The sequence below is a fragment of the Streptomyces alanosinicus genome (assembly GCF_014650595.1).
Classification (GTDB): domain Bacteria; phylum Actinomycetota; class Actinomycetes; order Streptomycetales; family Streptomycetaceae; genus Streptomyces; species Streptomyces alanosinicus.
Map to the genome: position 1 here is coordinate 21,657 of NZ_BMVG01000030.1, position 14,664 is coordinate 36,320.

The window sequence follows — 14,664 nt, forward strand, 5'->3', positions numbered from 1 at the left end:
ACCGGATCACCGGCGGGCGTACAGTCCCGCCACCTCGTCCGTGAAGTCGGACATGATCTGGGCACGACGGAGCTTCATCGAGGGGGTCAGATGGCCGGCCTCCTCGGTGAAGTCCACCGGCAGTACGGCGAAGCGGCGGATGGACTCGGGGCGCGAGACCAGTTTGTTGGCCTCGTCGATCGCTCGTTGCAGTACGGCGTCCAACTCCGGGTCGCCGCACAGGAGTTCCGGCGGCACCGGGTGCTTGCCGAGCATCTGCCGCCAGTGGGTGATGCCGTCGGGGTCGAGGGTGATGAGGGCCGCGACATAGGGGCGGGCATCGCCGACCAGCATCACCTGGGAGATCAGGGGGTGCTGGCGCAGCCAGTTCTCCAGCGGGGCCGGGGCCACCGACTTGCCGCCCGCCGTGATCAGCAGTTCCTTCTTGCGGCCGGTGATGGTGAGGTAGCCCTCGTCGTCCAGCTCGCCGATGTCGCCGGTCGCCAGCCAGCCGTCCCGGGCCGCGGGCACGACACCGCCGGCCTGCGGATCCCAGTAGCCGCGCAGGACGTGGTCGCCGGCGACGAGGATCTCGCCGTCGGCGGCGATGCGTACCCGGGTGCCGGGCAGGGGCCAGCCGACGGTTCCCAGACGGGGTTTGAGCGGCGGGGTGACCGTCGTGGCACCCGTGGTCTCCGTCAGTCCGAAGCCCTCGAAGATCTCGATGCCGGCGCCCGCGTAGAACGCGGCGAGCCGTCGGCCGAGCGGGGAGCCGCCGCAGATGGCGTAGCGGACCCGGCCGCCCATCGCGGCCCGGATCTTGCGGTAGACCAGCGGGTCGTAGAAGGCGCGGGCCGTCTTCAGGGAGCGGCTCGGGCCGCCGCCGGTGCCGGTCTGCCGGGCTTCCAGCGCCTCGCCGTAGCGCCGGGCCACCCCCGCCGCCCGGTCGAAGGCGGTGACCCGGCCGCCCGACTCGGCCTTCGCACGGGCCGAGTTGTAGATCTTCTCCAGCATGTAGGGGATCGTCAGCAGACAGGTCGGCCGGAAGGCGGCGAGGTCGGGCAGGAGGTCCTCGGCGGCCAGGCTGGGCGCATGGCCGAGGCGGACGCGGGCGCGGACGCAGGCGATGGCCACCATCCGCCCGAAGACATGGGACATGGGCAGGAACAGCAGCACCGACGGCTCCTCGCCCTGAGCCTTGAAGACCGGGTGGAGCAGCTCGATGGCGTTGTCGACCTCGGCGAAGAAGTTGCGGTGCGAGAGGGCGCAGCCCTTGGGGCGGCCGGTGGTGCCGGAGGTGTAGATGAGCGTGGCGAGGGTGTCGGGGCCCAGCATCCCGCGCCGCACGCCGACTTCGCCGTCCGGCACCTGCGCGCCCGCCTCCGCCAGCCGGGTCACATGCTCCTTCTCCATCACCCACAGATGACGCAGGTCGGGCAGGTGCTGGAGTTCGGGGCCGATACCGGAGGCCTGTGCGGTGGTCTCGGCGATCAGGGCGACCGCGCCGGAGTCGTGCAGGATCCAGCGGGTCTGGAAGACCGAGGAGGTCGGATAGACCGGCACGGTGACCAGACCGGCGGCCCAGGCGGCGAAGTCCAGCAGCGTCCACTCGTACGTCGTACGGGCCATGACGGCGATACGGTCGCCGGGCACCAGGCCCTCGGCGATCAACCCCTTGGCCACGGCGAGGACCTGCCCGGCGAAGTCCGCGGCGGTCACCTCCGCCCAGCCGCCGTCGGGGAGCCTGCGGCTGAGCACGACCTGCCCGGGGGCCGCCTCGGCGTTGTCGAACGGCAGGTCCGCGAGGGAGCCGTGGGTGACCGGGGGCGCGAACGGCGGTACGGAGACCTCCCGTACGGCACCGTCCAGCCGCTGGACCCAGGGTTCCACGAGGACCGGGCGGCCGTCGTAGTCGGTGGCGGAGACCGGGGCACCGGAGGGGACGGGGGCGCCGGAGGAGACGGGGGCGTTCGGGAAGGGGGTGGACACGGGCGGCTCCTCTGGCGTGCGTGCACCTGCGGCGGGCCTTGGCGGAAAGGTGTTACCGCAGGTTAGGCAGGTGATCGTACGGGTCCGCCGTGAGGGGATTGTGCGGGTCCGGGGGTGGTCCGGGGCTGAAGGTATGCAGCGTCGGGGGTTATGTGACAGGGGCTCACTTCTGTGTGTCCGGCGGGCTCCCGTCGCGGGGCTTTCGCCGCCGGGCGCCTCGTCGGCGTATGATTACCGGCGGTAACCTTACTTCAGGGTAAGCAGGGGGGATCGCCATGGCGCGCGAGTTGTTGCATCTCACGAGCGGCGTGCTGCGCTCGCCGTTCAAACGGCCTTCCGCGCAGGCGGGTTTCCCGCGCACCCGGCTGGTGCTGCCCGGACTGCGGATCGATCCGGACCGGCTGACCGCCTATGAGCGGGTGTGCGGCTTCGCGACCGGGGCCGGCGGACCGGCCGACGGACCGGCCGGCGCGGCCACCGGACCGGCCGCCGGCGAAGACGCGTTGCCGGTCACGTATCCGCATGTCCTCGGCTTTCCGCTCGCCCTGCGGCTGATGAGCGACCGGGCCTTTCCGCTGCCGCTGCCGGGGCTCGTGCACACCTCGATCGAGATCACCCGGCACGCCCGCCTCCCGGCCGGGGCGGTGTACGAACTCGCCGTCCACATCGAGAAACTGGCCCCGCACCGGCGCGGCACCGAAGCCACGCTGGTCACCGGGATGCGGGCCGGCGGGGATGTCGTATGGGAGTCGCGCAGCACCTATCTCGCCCGGCACCGGACGCCCGGCGCGGCAGCACCGGAGCGGGCAGCGGAGCCGGGGCGGGAGGGGCCGGCGCTGCCCGTCGTCGCCGAGTGGCGGCTCGCCGGCGACGTCGGCCGGCGGTACGGCGCCGCCTCCGGCGATCGCAACCCCATCCATCTGCATCCGCTCGCCGCCCGCCTCTTCGGCTTCCCCCGGGCCATCGCCCACGGCATGTGGACGGTGGCCCGCTGTCTGGCCGCGCACGGCACACCCGACGCTGCGGTGGTCCGGGCCCGGTTCCGGGCACCGGTGCTGCTGCCGGGCACGGTCGCGTACGGCGCGGACGGCGGCGGCCGGTTCGAGCTGCGCGGCGCGCGCGGCGAGCGGCTCCATCTGTCCGGAGAGGTACGGACGCCGGACGGGGAATCCCGCACGCTCCCCGGCTGAGCGGGGTGCGGTGGGCGAAAGCCCTTCGGCGGGCTCGGGCCCTGCTCTCAGACCACGCCTTCGGGCGGCGGGGTCCAGCGCCGGCCCCGCATCAGGGCGCCCAGGCCCGACCAGGCGAAGTTCATCAGGGTGGAGGCGGCCTGGCGGGCGGTGACGCCGGGCGTGGTGTTGGCCCACGCGGCCAGTGACTCCGCCGCGCCGACCAGGGCCTCGGCGAGACCGGCGACCTCGTGTTCGGGGAGGTCGGGGTCGCGATGGGCCTCGCGGGCCGCCACCGCGACCAGGCGGGTGACGAAGGAGACGATCTCCGTGCGCATCGCGGCGGCCTCGGCCGCGAAGGGTTCCCCGTGCGTGCGGGCCTGCAGATGCAGCACGGACCAGGCGTCGGGGTGCTCGGCGGTGTGCTGGAAGAAGGCCCGGAGCCCGTCCCACAGCTGGCGGTCGGCGGGCAGATCGGTGCGCACCCCGGCGCGGACGGCCCGCGTCAGCGCGGTGGCCTCACGCCGGATACAGGCGGTGAAGAGGTCTTCCTTGGAGTTCAGATACAGATAGACCAACGGCTTGGAGACGCCCGCGAGTTCGGCTATCTCATCCATCGAGGCGGCCATGTAGCCGCGTTGGCCGAAGATCTGCACGGCGGCGTCGAGCATCTGCTGCTCCCGCACCGCACGCGGCATCCGCTTGGTCCTCGCCCCACCCATGAGGGCAAGACTAATTGGGCTCCGGGGTACCGGGAGCCGTGCCGGACGTCAGGAGGGCTGGCTCTGCGCCCGGGCGGTGTCGTCGGCGACGTCCTCCTGGCTGCGGTTGGCTTCCAGGTTGGCCTTCATCCGGTCGACCCTGCTGACGATGCGCTCCGAGGCCCGGTCCCGCTCCCTGCGCAGCACCACCCAGCTGATCGGCGCCGACAGCACCAGCGAGAGCAGCAGCACCCAGAGGAAGTTCGAGTCGCCGAAACCGCGCGGGAAGATGCCGGAGTAGACGGCTCCCCAGACGACCACGAGGCAGCCGGCGAAGATGCCGAGGCGCATCAGCGTGTAGCGGAGCATCTCAATCCACTCGTCCGATTCCAAACAGGGTCATCGTCCAGTGAAGCACGGTCGGGAAGAGATCTTGCAAGAGGGTCAGTCCAGCGGCCGCAGCATGATCACGTCATCGCGGTCGTCGCCGGGCGCGACACGGATGGCGCCGGGGATCCGGCCGACCTCCTTGTAGCCGCAGGAGCCGTAGAACCGCTCCAGGCCGAGGCCGCCCCGGCAGGTCAGCCGTATCGCGCCGATGCCGTCGAAGGTGCGGGCCGCGTCCTCGGCGGCCGCCAGCAGATCACGGCCGTACCCCTTGCCCTGGTGGCGGGGGTGGACCATCACCGTGTACAGCCACACCCAGTGCTTCTGGAGCCGGTGGGTGTTGTGGGCGAGGAACGCGGTCGCGGCCGGCGCGCCCTGCTCGTCGCACCCGACGAGCAGCCGGTGCCGGCCCTCGGCCATGGCCACGAAGTGGGTCACCAGCTCCGGCCGGACGTCCTCCCGGGTCACGGGCGGCACGAAACCCACGGCGCCGCCCGCGTTGGAGACGTCCGTCCACAGGTCGAGGATGCCGTCGCGCAACGCAGGGGTGATGGCGGGGTCGAGCGTGAAGGTAAGGGGCATGTAGGCAGCCTATCCATTACCCGCACGCTCCTTCCAGCGAATGGATCACACCCGCATCGGCTGCGGGGAGTCCCGGCGGGCCGGGTCGGGGCCGTCGTACTCACGGATGATCTCGTAACGGGTGTTGCGCTCCACCGGGCGGAAGCCGGCGTCGCGGATCAGGTCGAGCAGATCCTCGCGGGTCAGCTTGTTCGGGGTGCCGTAGTTGTCCGCGTCGTGCGTGATCTTGTACTCGACGACCGAGCCGTCCATGTCGTCCGCGCCGTGCTGGAGGGCCAGCTGGGCGGTCTGCACGCCGTGCATCACCCAGAAGACCTTGACGTGCGGAACGTTGTCGAACAACAGCCTGGACACCGCGAAGGTCTTCAGGGCCTCGGCGCCGGTCGCCATCTGGGTGCGGGCCTGGAGGGTGTTGCGTACCTTGCCGTCCTTCATGTCCACGAAGTCGTGCTGGTAGCGCAGCGGGATGAAGACCTGGAAGCCGTTCGTCTCGTCCTGCAGTTCACGCAGGCGCAGAACGTGGTCGACCCGGTGGCGGGGCTCCTCGATGTGGCCGTAGAGCATCGTGCAGGGGGTCTTGAGCCCCTTCTCGTGCGCCAGGCGGTGGATCCGCGACCAGTCCTCCCAGTGGGTCCGGTGGTCCACGATGTGCTGCCGGACCTCCCAGTCGAAGATCTCGGCGCCGCCGCCGGTCAGCGACTCCAGACCGGCGTCGATCAGCTCGTCGAGGATCTCGGACGCCGACAGGCCGCTGATCGTCTCGAAGTGGTGGATCTCCGTCGCCGTGAAGGCCTTCAGGGAGACGTCCGGGAGCGCCGCCTTCAGTTCGCGCAGCGAGCGCGGGTAGTACCGCCAGGGCAGGTTCGGGTGCAGGCCGTTGACGATGTGCAGCTCGGTGAGGTTCTCCGACTCCATCGACCTGGCCAGCTTCACGGCCTCCTCGATGCGCATCGTGTACGCGTCCTTCTCGCCCGGCTTGCGCTGGAAGGAGCAGTAGGCGCAGGAGGCCGTGCACACATTGGTCATGTTCAGGTGCCGGTTGACGTTGAAGTGCACCACGTCGCCGTTCTTGCGGGTGCGCACCTCATGGGCGAGGCCGCCGAGCCACGCCAGGTCGTCCGACTCGTACAGCGCGATGCCGTCCTCGCGAGTCAGCCGCTCACCTGAGCGGACCTTCTCCTCCAGCTCGCGCTTGAGCCCGACGTCCATTGCCCACACCTTTCTACGACAGCCCGGCCAACGGTATCCCTAGTGCCCCGGCAGGCGACGTTTGCCCCTCAAGGAGCGGCGTCCGGTGCGTGCTCTCGGCGCGCCGGCCGGAAGTCCTCGTACTGGGCGTACGTGGGCTTTCGGCCGGTGCGGCGAGAGGGCGTGCCGGGCGTCGCGACGGGGTGAACGTCGCCTGCCGGGGCACTAGACCTCTTCGGGCAGCTCTCCGACCCGGTTCTCCCACTTGGTGGAGAGCACGATGGTGGTACGGGTGCGCGAGACACCCTTGGTGCCGGACAGCCGGCGGATGATCCGCTCCAGCCCGTCCACGTCCGCCGCGCGCGCCTTGAGCATGAAGGAGTCGTCGCCGGCGATGAACCAGCAGTCCTCGATCTCCGGCAGATCCCGCAGCCGCTGGGCGACGTCCTCGTGGTCGGCGGCGTCGGAGAGCGAGATCCCGATCAGCGCGGTGACGCCGAGACCGAGGGAGGCCGCGTTCACCGTGGCGCGGTAACCGGTGATGACACCGGCCGCCTCCAGCCGGTTGATGCGGTCGGTGACACTGGGGCCCGACAGGCCGACCAGGCGCCCCAGCTCCGCGTACGAGGCCCGGCCGTTCTCCCTCAGGGCCTGGATGAGCTGCCTGTCCACCGCGTCCATGCGATCGAAGCCTTCCGGTGAAAGTTCCTGAAGTGATGAGAGGTACTGCTACTTGCCCAGTGCGTCTGCTTGCCCGGTGCGTCTACTCGCCCGGTACGTCCGAGGAGCCGCCGCCCAGCTCGCCCCGCCACCGCCGGTACAGGCCGTGCTCGACGCCCGCCGCGTCCAGCACCCGCCCGGCGACGAAGTCCACCAGGTCCTGGATATGGGTGGCGCCCGCGTAGAAGGCGGGCGAGGCCGGTACGACGGTGGCTCCGGCGTCGTCCAGCGCGACGAGGTGGCGCAGCGTCTGGCCGTTCAAGGGGGTCTCCCGCACGGACACGACGAGGGTGCGGCGCTCCTTCAGGGTGACGCTCGCCGCACGCTGCAGCAGATCCTTGGACAGCCCGAGCGCCACCCCCGCCACACAGGCGGTGGAGGCGGGCACGATGAGCATCCCCTTCGCCGGGTACGACCCCGAGGACGGCCCGGCCGCGAGGTCGCCCGCGTTCCAGTACCGCAGCCCGCTGATGTCCACGTCGAAGGTCCCGGGCTTGCCGTCGGCCCCCCGGGCCAGCCATTCCCGCAGGTCGTCCTGCCAGTGGGCGTCCCGGAACGGGATACCCGTCTCGTCCAGCAGCGTCAGCCGCGAGGCCCGGCTGACCACCAGGTCGACGGCCTCTCCCGCGGCCAGCAGCGCCCGCAGCACGGCCGCCGCATACGGCGTCCCGGACGCGCCGGACACCCCCACGATCCAAGGCACGCGCTGCGTTTCTCCTGCGTTCACACCTTGAGCGTACCGGTGGGTCGGACAGCCCTCAGGCCGGGTGGGGGCAGCCGCCGGCCCGGTGACCCGAGGGGCCACCCGAGCGACCGTCACCCGAAGGGACTACGGCGTGAGGCCCCGCACCAGCAGATCGATCAGCGCGCAGACGAACAGGGAGATCCCGATGAAGCCGTTCGTGGAGAAGAACGCCCTGTTCAGGCGGGACAGGTCGTGGGGGCGGACGATGCTGTGCTCATAGACGAAGGCACCCGCGACGATCACCAGGCCCAGCCAGAAGAACGCGCCCGCGTGGGTGGCGAGGGCGTACCAGACGAGCAGGGCCGTGGTCAGCGTGTGGCAGACCCTCGCGCCCCAGATCGCGGCCGGGATACCGAAGCGCGCCGGCACCGACATCACGCCGGTCTCGCGGTCGGTCTCGACGTCCTGGCAGGCGTAGATCAGGTCGAAGCCGCCGATCCAGATGCCCACGGCGAGGCCGAGGATCACCGCGTCCCAGTTCCAGGTCCCGGAGATGGCGAGCCAGCCGCCGATCGGGCCCATGGACTGGGCGAGCCCGAGGATCGCCTGCGGGAAGTTCGTGAAGCGTTTGCCGTAGGGGTAGACCACCATCGGGATCACCGCCACCGGCGCCAGGGCCAGGCACAACGGGTTCAGCAGGGCCGCCGCGCCCAGGAAGATCACCAGGGCGATCAGGGCGCCGGTCCACGCGTGCCGGACCGACATCGCGCCGGTGACCAGCTCCCGGTGCGCCGTACGCGGGTTACGGGCGTCGATCTCCCGGTCGATGATCCGGTTGACCGCCATCGCGAACGTCCGCAGGCCGACCATGCAGACGGTGACCAGCAGCAGCCGACCCCAGTGGATGTTCCCGTCCCACTCGAACATCGCCGTGAGGGCGGCGATGTAGGCGAAGGGCAGCGCGAAGATCGAGTGCTCGATCATCACCAGCCGCAGGAAGGCCTTGGTGCGTCCCGGCTGAGGGATCGCGGCGGAAGCGCTGCTCACAGTCCGTACTCCGGATCACCCCCGCGAAGACGGGGAAACCCCGTCTTCGCGCTGCCCCGCACCATCATGTCGGTGCCCTTCACAGTCCGTACTCCTTCCAGCGCCGCGTCACCCGTTCGGCCGTATCCGGGTCCGACAGGACCATGTCCGGCCAGCCGCCGTCGCGGGTGTAGCCCTCCTCGGGCCACTTCCTCGTCGCGTCGATGCCTGCCTTGCCACCCCAGAACTGCTGGTAGGAGGCGTGGTCGAGATGGTCGACGGGGCCTTCGACGACCGTGAGGTCACGGGCGTAGTCGGTGTTGCCGAGGGCCCGCCAGGCGACCTCGTGCAGATCGTGCACATCGCAGTCGGCGTCCACGACCACGATCAGCTTGGTCAGGGACATCATGTGCGCCCCCCAGATCGCGTGCATGACCTTCTGCGCGTGCTTGGGGTACTTCTTGTCGATCGAGACGATCGCACAGTTGTGGAAGCCGCCGGCCTCGGGGAGGTGGTAGTCCACGATGTCCGGGACGATGATCTTGAGGAGGGGCAGGAAGAAACGCTCCGTCGCCCTGCCCAGCGGGCCGTCCTCCGTCGGTGGGCGCCCGACCACGATCGACTGGAGCAGCGGACGCTTCCGCATCGTCACGCAGTCGATGGTCAGCGCCGGGAACGGCTCCTGCGGGGTGTAGAAGCCGGTGTGGTCGCCGAAGGGGCCCTCGGGCAGCATCTCGCCCGGCTCCAGCCAGCCCTCCAGGACGACCTCGGCGTTCGCGGGCACCTGGAGCGGGACGGTCTTGCAGTCGACCATCTCGATCCGCTTGCCCGCGATGAACCCGGCGAACAGGTACTCGTCGATGTCGCCGGGGAGCGGGGCGGTGGAGGCGTACGTCACGGCGGGCGGGCACCCGAAGGCGATGGCGACCGGCAGCCGCTCGCCCCTGCGCGCCGCGACCTGGTAGTGGTTGCGGCTGTCCTTGTGGATCTGCCAGTGCATGCCGATCGTGCGCCGGTCGTGGCGCTGCAGGCGGTACAGACCGAGGTTGCGGATGCCGGTCTCGGGGTCCTTGGTGTGGGTCAGACCCAGGTTGAAGAAGGAACCGCCGTCCTTTGGCCAGGTGAAGAGCGCCGGGAGCCGGTCGAGGTCGACCTCGTCGCCGTGCAGCACGACCTCCTGCACGGGGGCGCTGTCCGATTTCACCTTCTTCGGTGGCACATGGGTCATCGCACCGAGCTTGCCGAAGGCCTCCCGGACGCCGACGAAGCCGTGCGGCAGTTCGGGCCGCAGCAGGCCGCCGATCTTCTCGGAGATCTCGCCGTACGACGTCAGGCCCAGCGCCTTCAGCAGGCGGCGGTCGGTGCCGAAGACGTTCATCGCGAGGGGCATCGCCGAGCCCTTCACGTTCTCGAAGAGCAGCGCGGGGCCGCCGGACTTCTGCACCCGGTCGACGATCTCCCCGACTTCCAGATGAGGGTCGACCTCGGCCTTGATGCGCTTGAGGTCACCCTCGCGCTCCAGCGCCCGCAGCAGGGAGCGAAGATCGTCGTAAGCCATGCGGTCAAGTATCGCCGACGGACCGCTTCGTCCCGGCGCCCACCCCTGCCCGGCCGGGGCGCGGCGGCCGCTGGGATACTCGGTGATCATGAGACGCCGTGCCGTGTCACCGGTCCTGACCGCGCTGCTCGCACTCGCCGCGTGCACGCCTCGGCAGGACCCGGACGCCTCCGCCGATTCCCTGGTGAACCGCGTCCCGGCCGCCGGCCGCGAGGCCGCGCCGGACCTCGCCGGCACCGACCTCGACGGCCGCCGGATCCGGCTGTCCGCCTATCGCGGCAAGGTCGTCGTCCTCAACGTCTGGGCCTCCTGGTGCGGCCCCTGCCGTGCCGAGGCGCCCGAACTCTCCCGGGCCCAGCAGCACTTGGCGGCCAAGGGCGTCCAGGTGCTGGGCGTGGACACCGACGCCGACCGGTCCCAGGGCCGGGCGTTCGCGAGCGACCACCGGCTGGCCTATCCGAGTCTGTACGACGCCGGCAGCCGGCAGCTCGTGCGGCGGCTGCCCGCGAAGTACCTGGCGCGGGCACTGCCGTTCACGCTCTTCATCGACCGGGACGGGAGGATCGCCGCCCAGGGGCTGAGCAGCTTCACGGAGACCGACGTCCGCACCGTCACGCGCCCGCTGCTCGACGAGAAGACCGGCAAGCACTGAGCGGGGCCAACCGCTACCCTGGCCCGGTTGCCGGCCGTCTCATTTCGTGAGGGATCGCACGCCATGCTCAGCTGTCTGCTGTTCCTGCTGGTGCTGGCCCTGTGGATCTATGCCTTCGTGGACTGTCTGAACACCCCCGAGGAAGAGGTGCGGCAGCTGCCGAAGGTGGCCTGGGTGATCATCATCCTGCTCTTCGGCGAGGTGCTGGTCGGGCCGGTCGCCTGGCTGATCACCGGCCGGGCGCGGCCGGCGGCGGGCGGCTCCGGCCCCGGGGCGGGGCGCCGGGACGCGGGGGCGCGCTGGGTCGCCCCCGACGACAATCCCGAGTTCCTCAGGACCCTGGGCCCGTCCCGGGACACCTCGCGTGGCACCTCGCGTGGCACCACCCATGACACCACCCATGACACCACCCTCGACGACTCCCGCGACAAGGACGACCCGAAGGGCGGTCCCAAGGGCGGTCCCAAGGGCGGCCCCACGGGCGGCTGAGCCGTACCGCCCGTCGCCCAGGCCGCCGTCAGGTGTGGTGCCAGTTCTGCGAGGACGCCCCCGACTGGCAGGTCGCCTCGGACACGCCGCCGCCGAAGGCGAGGTCGAGGCAGCCGCCGTCGTAGACCGTGCGCAGGGAGTTGCCGGAGCCGCTCGTCCAGCGGAGGTTGCTGCCGCCCTGCGAGCAGTCGCCGACGAAGACGGCCTGACCGTTGCCGTTGGCGCTCAGACATTCGCCGGTCGACGCGTTGACGACCTTGACGCTGCCGCCGGCGGCGCTGCGGAAGGTCCAGCGGGCCGTCGAGTCCGAGCAGCTGCCGAGGCCCGTGGAGCCGTAGACCTGGGTCAGGCACTTGCCGTTCTCGCCGTTCTCCAGCCGGAACGTGCCGGAGCCGGGGCTGGTGCCCCCACCGGACGAGCCACCGCCGCTGCCACCGGAACCGCTCGACCCCCCGGCGCCGCTCGACCCCCCGGCGCCGCTCGACCCTCCCGAGCCGCTGGAACCGCCGGAGCCCGAGGAGTCGCCGGAACCTCCCGAGCCGCCGCCTGCCGAGCCGTCGGAACCGGAGCCCGAGCCGCTCCCCCGGGTGCCGGATCCGCCGCCCGAGCCGTGGGAACCGCCGGAGCCGCCCGTGTCCTTCGGGTCCGTCGTCGAGTCGCCCTTCTTCCCCTGCTCGTTCTTGCCGTTCGACGGTGCGGCCGAGCCCTTCGCTCCCGGCCCCGGCCTGCCGGACGGGCTCGCCGAGGACACGCCGGGTGTGGCACCGGCCGACGCGGAGACGGAGGCGCCCGGTGTGCCGGCGGCGCCGTCGTGCCGGGCGTCGGAGGTGTACGGGAGCAGCTGGAGGGCCAGGGTCGCCACCCCGGCGCCGACCACGATCGGTACGACGGCCACCAGCACGCGCCTGCGCCGTCGCTCCCGCTCGGGCCGCCGCTGCCCGCCGGACCGCACGACGATCTCGGGTTCGGGTGCGGGCGGTGCGGGCGCGGCTGCCGCGTCCGGTGCCGGAAGCGTCCCGGCGGCACCTGCCCGCTCCGGCTCCGCCGGCTCAGCCGTCCCCTCCGGCCCTGCCGACTCCTCCGGCTCCTCCAGCTCCTCCGGCTCCGGTGCCTGTGCCGCGAACTCCGCGCGGGCGGTGAGGCATTCGGTGAGGGAGGACGGCCACAGCGGCGCGCCGGACGAGGGGATGTGACCGGCGGTCAGCTCCAGCAGTTCGGCCGCGGTGGGACGGCCCTCCGGGTCCTTGTCCAGGCAGGAGGCGACGACGCTTGCCAACTCGGCGTCCACGGCGCCCAGTTCGGTCAGATCGGGCCGCTCGTGCACGATCCGGTACAGCACCCCGTGCCCCGACTCGTCACCGAACGGCGGCCGTCCGCTGCCCGCGTACGCCACCACGGAACCGAGCGCGAAGACGTCCACCGCACCGGTCAGCCGGCGGGCACCGGAGGCCTGTTCGGGCGACATGTAGGCCGGGGTGCCGACCACCATGCCGGTCCGGGTCAGCTGGCTCTGCTCGGCGGCGCGGGCGACCCCGAAGTCGATCAGGGTGACCCCGTCGAGGGTCAGCATCACATTGGACGGCTTGACGTCCCGGTGCACCATGTCCAGCCCGTGCACCGCCGCCAGCCCCGCCGCCGCCTGCCTCAGCAGCAGCCACAGCGCCTCGGCCGGCAACGGCCCGACGTGCGCCTCGACGGCCTCGCGCAGGGTCAGCCCGGGGACGTACGCCGTGGCGAACCACGGCGGGCGGGCGTCCCGGTCCCCGGCGAGCAGCGGTGCGGTGGCCCCGGCGGGCAGCCGGGAGAGATTGTCCAGCTCGTGTCCGAAGCGGCGGACGAAGTCCTTGTCCTCGCCGACGACCGACGGCAGGACCTGTTTGACGGCGGCGTACCGCCCCTCGTGCACACCGAGGTAGACCCGCCCCATGCCGCCGGCGCCGAGCCGGCCGACGAGCGGGATCGGTCCGATCCGCCGGGGGTCGTCCCCCTCCAGCGGCTCGACCCCGTTGCGTTCCCCGTTCAACTCTTTCCCCCTGCTTCCGCTTCTGCCTCTGCTTCAGCGCGCGTAGGACCCGAGGCCCACCAGGCAGTACACATACTCGTTGATGGTCGACCCGTTGATCGTGTAGCGGGAGGAAAAGGCGTACTGGGTCTGGGAGTTGTCGTTGCAGCGGCTCATGTCCGAGGTCAGCGGAATCGTCTCGATCACCTTGTAGTGCGCGTCGGACGCGGAGCAGGAGACCTCGTCCACCCCGCTGACGGACTGCGCGGTGGTGGAGTCCGGCAGGGTGCCGTTCAGGCAGGTGCCGGAGGTGTACGGGCTCGGCTCCGGGGTGGGGCTGGAGTACGGGTCGCTCGAATACGTGTCACTCGGATACGGATCGCTGGAGTACGTGTCGCTGGGGTACGGATCACTTGAGTACGGCGCACCGGTCGCCGTGGGCGAGTACGACGGCGAGTCCTCCGCGTAGCTGCCGGACGAACTGCCGCCGCCGGCGGTGTGGGCGGACTTCACCACGGCCGTCACGATGACGACGACGAGCGCCAGTACGGCGAGGACGGCGAGGACTCGCCCGCCCTGCCCCCGCCCCTGCCCCTGCCCGGGCGCGGGCGCGGGCGTGGGCGCGGCGGCCGGTCCGTCGACGACCCGGATGCGCAGCAGGACGTCGCGTCCGCCGAGCCGGACGGGCACGGTGTCGCCGTCGCGGACCGGCGGGATGTGTATCGGCGGAAGGCCTGAACTGTCCGGCAGACGGATGGTCGTGCCGGCGGCCGCCTCCCGGGCGGTGAGGGAGATGGGTATCTCGGGAATCGCGGAGTTCTCGGGGTTCTCGGGTGACGACACCAGCCGCTCCTGGATGTGAGGATGAGGCAACCAGTGTGGGCCAACAGCCCACAGAACTAAAATATCCTTCTAGAAAAGTACTTCAGAATGAGCCCCAAGCAGCAGCGTGGCGAGGCCACCGCCGAACAACTCCTGGACGCCGCACTGCGGGTGTACGCCGAGTCGGGCGAGCAGGGGCTGACGGTCGCGGCTCTGACCAGGGCGAGCGGGGTCAGCCTCGGCAGCCTCTACCACCACTTCGGCAGTGTCGACGGGCTGATGAACGCCCTGCTCACGCGCTGGCTCGGCCGGCTGCTCGGCGAGCTGGTCACGGCGCTGGAGCACACCCGTACCGCGCACACCGGTATCCGTGCCCTGGTCAGGGCGTACCTGGACTTCGTACAGCAGCACCGGGAGGCGGCGCTGCTGCTGCACTCCTCCTACGCCGACCGGCAGGGGATGACCGACGGGAAGCGGCTGCGGGACGCGCAGGAGGCCCGGCTGTCGCCGCTCGCGCAGTGGGCGGGGCGGTATGTCGACTCCGGTGACCTCGCCCCGCTCCCCCCGCCGCTGCTGGAGTCCCTGATCCTCGGCCCGGTCATCGGGGTCGCGCGGCGCTGGCTGTCCGGGATCGACGACGTGGATCTCGACCAGGCGGCGGTGCTGCTGCCGGACCGGATCTGGCGGTCGGTGGCCGCGTGAGCAGGGGCGGTCT

General features: G+C 71.3%; 15 protein-coding genes. 4 read left to right on the forward strand and 11 right to left on the reverse strand.

Annotated elements, in window-relative coordinates; all coding sequences use genetic code 11:
* Nucleotides 1-6: 6 nt before the first annotated feature.
* Nucleotides 7-1,968 carry an AMP-dependent synthetase/ligase gene (locus IE277_RS35575; RefSeq protein ID WP_189957880.1) on the reverse strand — a complete coding sequence of 654 codons (1,962 nt, stop codon included), beginning with the start codon at nt 1,966-1,968 and terminating at the stop codon, nt 7-9.
* A 275-nt stretch (nt 1,969-2,243) separates the two neighbouring features.
* Between IE277_RS35575 and IE277_RS35580 the strand changes: the two genes are divergently transcribed.
* Nucleotides 2,244-3,158: a MaoC family dehydratase gene (locus IE277_RS35580; protein WP_189957881.1), complete on the forward strand. Its 915-nt coding sequence runs from the start codon at nt 2,244-2,246 to the stop codon at nt 3,156-3,158.
* Between the two features lie 47 nt (nt 3,159-3,205).
* Here the strand turns inward: IE277_RS35580 and IE277_RS35585 are convergent, their stop codons facing one another.
* The 8 genes from IE277_RS35585 to IE277_RS35620 form a co-directional block, all read right to left on the reverse strand.
* Nucleotides 3,206-3,859, reverse strand: coding sequence for a TetR/AcrR family transcriptional regulator (locus IE277_RS35585; RefSeq protein WP_189957882.1), 654 nt, complete (start codon nt 3,857-3,859; stop codon nt 3,206-3,208).
* A 48-nt stretch (nt 3,860-3,907) separates the two neighbouring features.
* The gene (locus tag IE277_RS35590; RefSeq protein WP_189957883.1) at nt 3,908-4,207 is read right to left on the reverse strand and encodes a DUF4229 domain-containing protein; all 300 of its coding nucleotides are present in this window, start codon (nt 4,205-4,207) and stop codon (nt 3,908-3,910) included.
* Between the two features lie 75 nt (nt 4,208-4,282).
* On the reverse strand, nt 4,283-4,807 hold the full coding sequence (locus IE277_RS35595) for a GNAT family N-acetyltransferase (protein WP_189957884.1): 525 nt from the start codon (nt 4,805-4,807) through the stop codon (nt 4,283-4,285).
* A gap of 45 nt (nt 4,808-4,852) precedes the next feature.
* Entirely contained in the window at nt 4,853-6,016 is a 1,164-nt protein-coding gene (gene mqnE, locus IE277_RS35600; protein ID WP_189957885.1) for an aminofutalosine synthase MqnE, read from the reverse strand.
* 204 nt (nt 6,017-6,220) lie between these two features.
* Nucleotides 6,221-6,676 (reverse strand): Lrp/AsnC family transcriptional regulator, encoded by a 456-nt coding sequence (locus IE277_RS35605; RefSeq protein WP_189957886.1) that lies wholly within the window; start codon nt 6,674-6,676, stop codon nt 6,221-6,223.
* Between the two features lie 82 nt (nt 6,677-6,758).
* Complete coding sequence (locus IE277_RS35610) at nt 6,759-7,418, reverse strand: UbiX family flavin prenyltransferase (protein WP_189957887.1); 660 nt, start codon at nt 7,416-7,418, stop codon at nt 6,759-6,761.
* Between the two features lie 126 nt (nt 7,419-7,544).
* Nucleotides 7,545-8,447, reverse strand: a complete 903-nt coding sequence (mqnP, locus tag IE277_RS35615) for a menaquinone biosynthesis prenyltransferase MqnP (RefSeq protein ID WP_189957888.1) — start codon at nt 8,445-8,447, stop codon at nt 7,545-7,547.
* 79 nt (nt 8,448-8,526) lie between these two features.
* Nucleotides 8,527-9,984: a menaquinone biosynthesis decarboxylase gene (locus IE277_RS35620; protein ID WP_189957889.1), complete on the reverse strand. Its 1,458-nt coding sequence runs from the start codon at nt 9,982-9,984 to the stop codon at nt 8,527-8,529.
* Nucleotides 9,985-10,072: 88 nt separating this feature from the next.
* Here IE277_RS35620 and IE277_RS35625 point away from each other — a divergent pair, with 88 nt between their 5' ends.
* A complete protein-coding gene (locus IE277_RS35625) occupies nt 10,073-10,636 on the forward strand; it encodes a TlpA family protein disulfide reductase (protein WP_189957890.1) in 564 nt (187 codons plus the stop codon).
* Between the two features lie 63 nt (nt 10,637-10,699).
* On the forward strand, nt 10,700-11,125 hold the full coding sequence (locus IE277_RS35630; RefSeq protein WP_189957891.1) for a PLD nuclease N-terminal domain-containing protein: 426 nt from the start codon (nt 10,700-10,702) through the stop codon (nt 11,123-11,125).
* Between the two features lie 28 nt (nt 11,126-11,153).
* Here the strand turns inward: IE277_RS35630 and IE277_RS35635 are convergent, their stop codons facing one another.
* Nucleotides 11,154-13,148, reverse strand: a complete 1,995-nt coding sequence (locus tag IE277_RS35635) for a serine/threonine-protein kinase (RefSeq protein ID WP_229882203.1) — start codon at nt 13,146-13,148, stop codon at nt 11,154-11,156.
* A 33-nt stretch (nt 13,149-13,181) separates the two neighbouring features.
* Entirely contained in the window at nt 13,182-13,970 is a 789-nt protein-coding gene (locus IE277_RS35640) for an LppU/SCO3897 family protein (protein ID WP_229882204.1), read from the reverse strand.
* A gap of 87 nt (nt 13,971-14,057) precedes the next feature.
* Here IE277_RS35640 and IE277_RS35645 point away from each other — a divergent pair, with 87 nt between their 5' ends.
* Nucleotides 14,058-14,651, forward strand: a complete 594-nt coding sequence (locus IE277_RS35645; protein WP_189957892.1) for a TetR/AcrR family transcriptional regulator — start codon at nt 14,058-14,060, stop codon at nt 14,649-14,651.
* The last annotated feature ends 13 nt before the right edge of the window (nt 14,652-14,664 follow it).

Coding starts and splice junctions, on each gene's coding strand:
- IE277_RS35580 (WP_189957881.1), top strand. CDS start 2,244: ATGGCGCGCGAGTTGTTGCATCTCACGAGCGGCGTGCTGCGCTCGCCG.
- IE277_RS35585 (WP_189957882.1), bottom strand. CDS start 3,859: ATGGGTGGGGCGAGGACCAAGCGGATGCCGCGTGCGGTGCGGGAGCAG.
- IE277_RS35590 (WP_189957883.1), bottom strand. CDS start 4,207: ATGCTCCGCTACACGCTGATGCGCCTCGGCATCTTCGCCGGCTGCCTC.
- IE277_RS35595 (WP_189957884.1), bottom strand. CDS start 4,807: ATGCCCCTTACCTTCACGCTCGACCCCGCCATCACCCCTGCGTTGCGC.
- mqnE (WP_189957885.1), bottom strand. CDS start 6,016: ATGGACGTCGGGCTCAAGCGCGAGCTGGAGGAGAAGGTCCGCTCAGGT.
- IE277_RS35605 (WP_189957886.1), bottom strand. CDS start 6,676: ATGGACGCGGTGGACAGGCAGCTCATCCAGGCCCTGAGGGAGAACGGC.
- IE277_RS35620 (WP_189957889.1), bottom strand. CDS start 9,984: ATGGCTTACGACGATCTTCGCTCCCTGCTGCGGGCGCTGGAGCGCGAG.
- IE277_RS35625 (WP_189957890.1), top strand. CDS start 10,073: ATGAGACGCCGTGCCGTGTCACCGGTCCTGACCGCGCTGCTCGCACTC.
- IE277_RS35630 (WP_189957891.1), top strand. CDS start 10,700: ATGCTCAGCTGTCTGCTGTTCCTGCTGGTGCTGGCCCTGTGGATCTAT.
- IE277_RS35645 (WP_189957892.1), top strand. CDS start 14,058: ATGAGCCCCAAGCAGCAGCGTGGCGAGGCCACCGCCGAACAACTCCTG.